Source organism: Pedobacter sp. (assembly GCF_035566355.1).
Classification (GTDB): domain Bacteria; phylum Bacteroidota; class Bacteroidia; order Sphingobacteriales; family Sphingobacteriaceae; genus Pedobacter.
This window is the reverse complement of record NZ_DATMRL010000325.1, coordinates 1-6,518: the sequence shown is the minus strand read 5'-3', so window position 1 is coordinate 6,518 and position 6,518 is coordinate 1. Positions and strand designations below refer to the sequence as shown.

The 6,518-nt window shown below is 39.0% G+C and carries 14 protein-coding genes and 1 pseudogene; all 15 read left to right on the top strand.

Annotated features, from left to right (window positions below):
• Positions 1-234: pseudogene (locus tag VNZ46_RS12595) on the top strand (30S ribosomal protein S3); the annotation flags it as partial.
• Positions 235-272: 38 nt separating this feature from the next.
• Positions 273-695, top strand: coding sequence for a 50S ribosomal protein L16 (gene rplP, locus VNZ46_RS12590; protein WP_048907441.1), 423 nt, complete (start codon positions 273-275; stop codon positions 693-695).
• A gap of 72 nt (positions 696-767) precedes the next feature.
• On the top strand, positions 768-977 hold the full coding sequence (rpmC, locus tag VNZ46_RS12585; protein ID WP_108554179.1) for a 50S ribosomal protein L29: 210 nt from the start codon (positions 768-770) through the stop codon (positions 975-977).
• A gap of 13 nt (positions 978-990) precedes the next feature.
• The gene (rpsQ, locus tag VNZ46_RS12580) at positions 991-1,245 is read left to right on the top strand and encodes a 30S ribosomal protein S17 (RefSeq protein ID WP_084237687.1); all 255 of its coding nucleotides are present in this window, start codon (positions 991-993) and stop codon (positions 1,243-1,245) included.
• A gap of 1 nt (position 1,246) precedes the next feature.
• Positions 1,247-1,615 carry a 50S ribosomal protein L14 gene (gene rplN / locus VNZ46_RS12575; RefSeq protein ID WP_008244575.1) on the top strand — a complete coding sequence of 123 codons (369 nt, stop codon included), beginning with the start codon at positions 1,247-1,249 and terminating at the stop codon, positions 1,613-1,615.
• A gap of 1 nt (position 1,616) precedes the next feature.
• Positions 1,617-1,958, top strand: a complete 342-nt coding sequence (gene rplX, locus VNZ46_RS12570) for a 50S ribosomal protein L24 (RefSeq protein ID WP_349255992.1) — start codon at positions 1,617-1,619, stop codon at positions 1,956-1,958.
• Positions 1,958-2,524, top strand: a complete 567-nt coding sequence (rplE, locus tag VNZ46_RS12565) for a 50S ribosomal protein L5 (RefSeq protein WP_133778966.1) — start codon at positions 1,958-1,960, stop codon at positions 2,522-2,524. The genes rplX and rplE overlap by 1 nt, the downstream gene beginning before the upstream one ends.
• A complete protein-coding gene (gene rpsN / locus VNZ46_RS12560) occupies positions 2,524-2,793 on the top strand; it encodes a 30S ribosomal protein S14 (RefSeq protein WP_108554176.1) in 270 nt (89 codons plus the stop codon). The genes rplE and rpsN overlap by 1 nt, the downstream gene beginning before the upstream one ends.
• Before the next feature lie 131 nt (positions 2,794-2,924).
• Positions 2,925-3,323: a 30S ribosomal protein S8 gene (gene rpsH / locus VNZ46_RS12555; RefSeq protein WP_108554175.1), complete on the top strand. Its 399-nt coding sequence runs from the start codon at positions 2,925-2,927 to the stop codon at positions 3,321-3,323.
• 18 nt (positions 3,324-3,341) lie between these two features.
• Positions 3,342-3,899 carry a 50S ribosomal protein L6 gene (gene rplF / locus VNZ46_RS12550; RefSeq protein WP_133778965.1) on the top strand — a complete coding sequence of 186 codons (558 nt, stop codon included), beginning with the start codon at positions 3,342-3,344 and terminating at the stop codon, positions 3,897-3,899.
• The gene (gene rplR, locus VNZ46_RS12545; protein WP_422662179.1) at positions 3,896-4,258 is read left to right on the top strand and encodes a 50S ribosomal protein L18; all 363 of its coding nucleotides are present in this window, start codon (positions 3,896-3,898) and stop codon (positions 4,256-4,258) included. Before rplF ends, rplR begins: the two co-directional genes overlap by 4 nt.
• Positions 4,259-4,291: 33 nt before the next feature.
• Positions 4,292-4,795 (top strand): 30S ribosomal protein S5, encoded by a 504-nt coding sequence (gene rpsE, locus VNZ46_RS12540; protein WP_233260824.1) that lies wholly within the window; start codon positions 4,292-4,294, stop codon positions 4,793-4,795.
• 4 nt (positions 4,796-4,799) lie between these two features.
• Complete coding sequence (gene rpmD / locus VNZ46_RS12535) at positions 4,800-4,979, top strand: 50S ribosomal protein L30 (protein ID WP_108554171.1); 180 nt, start codon at positions 4,800-4,802, stop codon at positions 4,977-4,979.
• 105 nt (positions 4,980-5,084) lie between these two features.
• Positions 5,085-5,531 (top strand): 50S ribosomal protein L15, encoded by a 447-nt coding sequence (rplO, locus tag VNZ46_RS12530; RefSeq protein WP_199082864.1) that lies wholly within the window; start codon positions 5,085-5,087, stop codon positions 5,529-5,531.
• Between the two features lie 3 nt (positions 5,532-5,534).
• Positions 5,535-6,518 (top strand): preprotein translocase subunit SecY (gene secY / locus VNZ46_RS12525; protein WP_325560468.1); only part of this gene is annotated, 984 nt, incomplete at its 3' end.

Below are 6,518 nucleotides of genomic sequence, written 5' to 3'. Positions count from 1 at the left end.
AAAGGCGAGGTTTACGGTAAACGTGATCTTTCTCCTAACATCGGTTCTACAAGCAATGCGCCTGGTAAAGGTGGCAGACCTGAAGGTGGTAACTTTGGTGGCAGAGACAGAGACAACCGTGGCGGTGGCGACAGAAGAAACGACAAAGGTCGTGGCGGAAGAGGTCCAGGTCAAGGTGGTCAGGGTAGAGACAACAGAGGCGGAAATACTCAGAACAGAGGACCCCGCAAATAATTAGTTAACAGATCGTTTTACGATAATATTAAAATACAATGTTACAGCCAAAAAGAACGAAGTTCAGAAAGATGCAAAAAGGCAGAATGAAAGGTTTAGCAACTCGTGGTGCTGAATTGTCATTCGGGTCTTTCGGGATCAAATCTTTAGAGTCGACCTGGATTACCAGTCGTCAGATAGAGGCAGCCCGTATTGCGGTAACTCGTTTCATGAAACGTGAAGGCCAGGTGTGGATTAGAATTTTCCCGGACAAACCGGTAACTAAGAAGCCAGCTGAAGTACGTATGGGTAAAGGTAAGGGTGCACCTGAATATTGGGTGGCCGTTGTCAGACCAGGAAGGATTATTTTTGAAGCTGAAGGCGTGCCTTTAGAAGTTGCTAAAGAAGCAATGCGTTTAGCCGCTCAGAAATTACCAATACAAACAAAATTTGTAGTACGTAGAGATTACGTAGAGGCATAATTGGTTATGGGTTGAATGTTGTAAGTAACTTGTTATTATAACCGCTAGACCCACAACATAAAAATTAATAAAATGAAAAACTCAGAAATCACAGGGCTTTCACAAGAAGAACTAGTAGCCAGGATCGCGGAAGAGAAAGAAAACTTAGTTAAGTTAAAATTTGCGCACACAATTTCGGCTATTGAAAATCCTTCCCGCATTAGAAAGGTAAGAAGAGATGTTGCCCGATTAAATACTGAAGTGACTAAGCGTAAAGCTCAGTCTGCTACTGAAACTAAATAACTTTAGAGTCGAAATGGAAAGACAATTAAGAAAAACAAGAACCGGGTTGGTGGTAAGCAACAAGATGGATAAATCTATTGTTGTAGCGGTAGAGCGTAAAGTGAAACACCCGATCTATGGTAAGTTTGTTAAGAAAACTACCAAATTTATGGCTCATGACGAGAAAAACGATTGCGGTATTGGTGATACAGTACTGATCATGGAGACTCGTCCGCTGAGTAAAAACAAGAACTGGAGATTGGTACAAATTTTAGAAAGGGCTAAATAACATGGTACAACAGGAATCAAGATTAAACGTAGCCGACAATAGCGGCGCAAAAGAAGTATTGGTTATCCGTGTGCTTGGTGGAACTGGAAAAAGATACGCTTCTATTGGTGACAAAATCGTTGTTACCGTTAAAAGTGCATTGCCTTCTGGTAACATTAAGAAAGGAACCGTTTCTAAAGCAGTTGTAGTAAGAACTAAAAAAGAGATCAGACGTAAGGATGGTTCTTATATTCGTTTTGACGACAATGCAGCAGTATTATTAAATGCACAAGATGAGCCACGTGGTACTCGTATCTTTGGCCCGGTAGCAAGAGAACTGCGTGAAAAACAATTCATGAAAATTGTATCATTAGCACCGGAGGTATTATAAAATGAAAGAAAAAGTAACTACACAACCAAAAATTAAAATCCGTAAAGGAGATTTAGTAAAGGTTATAGCTGGCGATTCAAAAGGCCAACAAGGTAAAGTAATTGAAGTACTTGTAGCTAAAAACAGAGTAACTGTTGAAGGTGTTAACCTTGTGTCAAAACATACAAAACCAAATGCTGCTACTCCAAATGGTGGTATCATTAAGAAAGAAGCTGCTCTTCATATTTCTAACGTACAGTTAGTAGATCCAAAAACTGGTGCTACTACCCGCGTTGGCAGAAAGCTAAACGCTGATGGAAAATTAGTAAGGGTTTCTAAAAAATCAGGAGAGGAGATCAAATAATGACTTACGTACCAAGATTAAAAAGTAAATACAAAGAGGAAATTGTAACTGCGCTTAAAGATAAGTTTGCTTACAAAAGCGTGATGCAGGTTCCTAAGTTAGTGAAGATTTCGATCAACCAGGGTGTTGGACGTTTCTCTGTAACTGACAAAAAGATCATTGATAGTTCTATCGTTGAGATGAGTACGATTGCTGGACAGCAAGCTGTAGGTGCAAAATCGAAAAAGGATATCTCAAACTTTAAATTACGTAAAGGTATGCCGGTTGGTGTACGTGTAACTTTACGTGATAACAACATGTTTGAATTTTTAGATCGATTAATTTCCGTAGCTTTGCCACGTATCCGTGATTTCAAAGGTATCAATGATAAAGGTTTTGATGGAAAAGGTAACTACACTTTAGGTGTTACTGAACAAATCATCTTCCCTGAGATCAACATCGACAAAATCAATAAGATTTTAGGTATGGACATCACTTTTGTGACTACTGCTACTAATGATGTTGAAGCGTTGGAACTTTTAAAACAATTTGGATTACCGTTTAAAAATCAAAATACAAATCAATAATGGCAAAAGAAGGAGTAAAAGCTCGCGAAGTTAAGCGCCAAAGATTGGTAGCTAAGTACGCGGATAAACGTGCAGAATTAAAAGCTGCAGGCGATTACGAAGGACTTGATAAGTTGCCTAAAAACTCATCAGCAGTTCGTTTGCACAATCGTTGCAAAATTACTGGCCGTCCTCGTGGTTATATGCGTACATTTGGTATATCAAGGGTACTGTTCCGCGATATGGCTTTAGCAGGAAAAATTCCTGGAGTAAGAAAAGCCAGCTGGTAAAACCGTATTTACGTTAGAGTTGCAGGTTTATACTGCAGCTCTGACGTTTTATTACGTTTAAAATAAGAATTAACCGATGGCAGGTCGTTCCGAATGGGTCGGAAAGGAAACCACTATCACAATTACATAAAATGAATACAGATCCAATAGCAGATTATCTTACAAGAGTAAGAAATGCCATCAAGGCAAATCACAGAATTGTAGAAATTCCTGCATCAAATCTTAAAAAGGAAATTACGAAAGTACTTTTTGACAAAGGTTACATCGCAAACTACAAGTTTGAAGATACCAATACTCAAGGTGTGATTAAAATCGCCCTTAAATACAATGCCATCACTAAAATTCCTGCAATCCGTACGTTAACCCGTATCAGTAAACCAGGTCTTAGACAGTATGCTGGTGTGGAGAATATGCCAAGAGTATTGAACGGTTTAGGTATCGCTATCCTATCTACTTCTAAAGGAGTAATGACGGATAAAGAAGCAGCTAAACTAAACATTGGTGGCGAAGTTTTGTGTCACGTTTATTAATTAAAGGAGGATAACAAAATGTCAAGAATAGGAAAAGCCCCGATTAGTATCCCTGCTGGTGTAACAATTACCATATCTAAAGATAACGTGGTAACTGTTAAAGGTCCAAAAGGTGAATTAAAGCAAGCAGTTGATTCAGATATCACTGTTAGTCAGGAAGAAGGCGTACTTACTGTACAACGTCCAACTGAGCAGAAAAGACACAAAGCATTGCACGGTTTATACCGTTCATTGTTAAACAATATGGTTATTGGTGTAACAGAAGGTTATAAATTACAACAAGAGTTAGTTGGTGTGGGTTACCGCGCTACAAACACAGGTAATACCCTGGATCTTGTTTTAGGTTATTCTCACCACTATGTGTTCCAGTTACCAGAAGAGATTAAAGTAACAACAACTTCAGAAAAAGGTCAGACACCTAAAATCATTTTAGAAAGTATTGACAAACAACTGATCGGTCAGGTAGCAGCGAAAATCCGTTCGTTACGTGCACCAGAGCCATATAAAGGTAAAGGTATCAAGTTTGTAGGCGAAGTGTTAAGAAGAAAAGCAGGTAAATCGGCTTCTAAAAAATAATCATCATGGCAGGGAAAAAATTATCTCGTAGAGATCGTATAAAAAAAGGAATCAGAAAAAGATTAACAGGTTCCGAAAACCGTCCACGTTTATCGGTTTATAGAAGCAATAAAGGAATTTATGCTCAAATCATTAACGACGTAACCGGTAATACATTGGTTTCGGCATCATCTTTATCTAAAGATTTCGCTGGTAACGGTAACAAATCAGAGCAATCTGTTGCTGTAGGTAAATTGGTTGCTGAAAAAGCAATCGCAGCAGGTATCAAAGAAGTTGTGTTCGATAGAAATGGCTACTTATACCACGGACGTGTTAAATCATTGGCAGAAGGTGCCCGTGAAGCTGGTTTAGTATTTTAATCTGAAAATAGGATAAGAATGTCAACTATCAATATAAAAAGAGTTAAGACTAGCGAGATCGAATTAAAAGATCGTTTAGTTAGCATACAACGCGTTGCCAAAGTAACCAAAGGTGGACGTACTTTCAGCTTCTCAGCTATCGTAGTTGTTGGAGATGAAAACGGAATCGTAGGTTACGGTTTAGGTAAAGCGAAAGAGGTAACTGAAGCCATTGCTAAAGGCATCGATGATGCTAAAAAGAATTTGGTGAAAGTTCCTTTGTTGAACGGTACTGTTCCTCATGAGCAGATCGGTAAGTTCTCAGGTGGTTTTGTATTAATCAAACCAGCTGCAGTAGGTACCGGTGTTATTGCTGGTGGTGCAATGCGTGCTGTATTAGAGAGTGCAGGAGTGCACAACGTATTGGCAAAATCAAAAGGATCTTCTAACCCGCACAACGTGGTTAAAGCAACTGTTGATGCATTAACTAAAATGCGTGATGCTTATACTGTAGCTCAGCACCGTGGTGTAGATTTAAATAAAGTTTTTAACGGATAATATTATGGCGAAGATCAAAATAACCCAGGTAAAAAGCATCATCGACAGAAGCGAGCGCCAAAAGAGAACGATGCAAGCGTTAGGTTTAACTAAATTAAACCAAAGCGTAGAGGTTGAAGCAACTGCTGCCATTATAGGTATGGTTAGAAAAGTTAATCATCTGGTAGCTATAGAGAGTTTATAATTATGAAGGTTGCAGAAAATGTATATATTTACATTTGCAACCTTTATATATGTTTAATCGTTGTCCCTGATTAGTGAAAGCGAAGGGCAACACAATAAGTTAATAATGAACTTAAGTAATTTAAAACCTGCAGCAGGTTCTACTAAAAATAGTAAGAGAATTGGTCGTGGTACCGGTTCAGGTCGTGGTGGTACTTCCACTCGTGGTCACAAAGGTGCTGGATCCCGTTCAGGTCATTCAACGAAAGTTGGATTTGAAGGTGGTCAGATGCCATTGCAACGTCGTGTACCTAAAGTAGGTTTCAAACCAATCAACCGTGTTGAGTATGTAGGCGTCAATTTAGATGTTTTACAAGGTTTAGCTGAAAAATTTAACTTAACTAGCATAGATTTTACTACCTTGCAACAGCACGGTTTAGCATCTAAAAATGACTTAGTGAAAGTTCTTGGTCGTGGCGAAGTTAAATCTAAATTAGAGGTTAAAGCACATGCTTTTTCTGCAACCGCACAAAAAGCTATTGAGGCTGCTGGAGGCTCAATCGAAAAATTGTAATTAATGAAGAAGCTGTTTACTACTTTAAGTAATATTTGGAAAATTCAAGAATTGAAAGAGCGTATAGTATTTACGCTCATCATTCTTTTGGTTTATAGATTTGTTTCACACGTGGTTTTACCGGGTGTGGATGCAACTGCCTTAGGCAATAATGAAAAATCAGGTCTTTTAGGTCTATTGGATATGTTTGCCGGCGGATCTTTCTCTCGGGTCTCGATCTTAGCCTTGGGTGTTATGCCTTATATTTCTGCGTCCATTGTAGTTCAGTTACTCGGTATTGCTGTACCTTCTTTCCAGAAAATGCAAAAAGAGGGAGAAAGCGGCAGGAACAAATTAAATCAGATCACCAGGTATCTGACCGTAGCCATCACTGCCGTTCAGGCGGTGGGTTATGTAAAGACCCAGGTGCCTACTGAAGCCATCATCATCAATCATACACTGTTCTTTGTATTGGCAACTTTTGTGCTTTCTGCAGGTACATTATTCGTAATGTGGCTCGGAGAAAAGATCACTGATAAAGGTATCGGTAATGGTATATCCCTGATCATTATGGTGGGTATCATTGCGCGTTTGCCTATTGCTTTGCAACAGGAGATCAGTTCAAGGATCGTTGGTGAAGGTGGTGGTTTAATTGCTCTGGTATTAGAGATTGCAGCACTTTTTGGTGTGGTGATGTTTACTATTATGATTGTACAGGGGGTACGTAAAGTGCCTGTACAATACGCAAAACGTATTGTTGGTAACAGACAATTCGGTGGTGTAAGACAATATATTCCGCTAAAGGTAAATGCTGCCGGTGTAATGCCGATCATCTTTGCCCAGGCTTTAATGTTCATTCCTGCAACTTTAACTCAGTTTTTCCCTTCACTGCAAAATTCATGGCTGATTCAGTTTAGTGATTATACTTCACTGGCCTATAGTTTAACGTTTGCATTTTTAATCATTGCATTTACGTTCTTCTACACGGCTATAACAGTTAATCCTACA

What these genes read in the sequence shown, in the direction of transcription:
- rplP (WP_048907441.1), top strand. Translation starts at nt 273, where the DNA reads ATGTTACAGCCAAAAAGAACGAAGTTCAGAAAGATGCAAAAAGGCAGA.
- rpmC (WP_108554179.1), top strand. Translation starts at nt 768, where the DNA reads ATGAAAAACTCAGAAATCACAGGGCTTTCACAAGAAGAACTAGTAGCC.
- rpsQ (WP_084237687.1), top strand. Translation starts at nt 991, where the DNA reads ATGGAAAGACAATTAAGAAAAACAAGAACCGGGTTGGTGGTAAGCAAC.
- rplN (WP_008244575.1), top strand. Translation starts at nt 1,247, where the DNA reads ATGGTACAACAGGAATCAAGATTAAACGTAGCCGACAATAGCGGCGCA.
- rplX (WP_349255992.1), top strand. Translation starts at nt 1,617, where the DNA reads ATGAAAGAAAAAGTAACTACACAACCAAAAATTAAAATCCGTAAAGGA.
- rplE (WP_133778966.1), top strand. Translation starts at nt 1,958, where the DNA reads ATGACTTACGTACCAAGATTAAAAAGTAAATACAAAGAGGAAATTGTA.
- rpsN (WP_108554176.1), top strand. Translation starts at nt 2,524, where the DNA reads ATGGCAAAAGAAGGAGTAAAAGCTCGCGAAGTTAAGCGCCAAAGATTG.
- rpsH (WP_108554175.1), top strand. Translation starts at nt 2,925, where the DNA reads ATGAATACAGATCCAATAGCAGATTATCTTACAAGAGTAAGAAATGCC.
- rplF (WP_133778965.1), top strand. Translation starts at nt 3,342, where the DNA reads ATGTCAAGAATAGGAAAAGCCCCGATTAGTATCCCTGCTGGTGTAACA.
- rpmD (WP_108554171.1), top strand. Translation starts at nt 4,800, where the DNA reads ATGGCGAAGATCAAAATAACCCAGGTAAAAAGCATCATCGACAGAAGC.
- rplO (WP_199082864.1), top strand. Translation starts at nt 5,085, where the DNA reads ATGAACTTAAGTAATTTAAAACCTGCAGCAGGTTCTACTAAAAATAGT.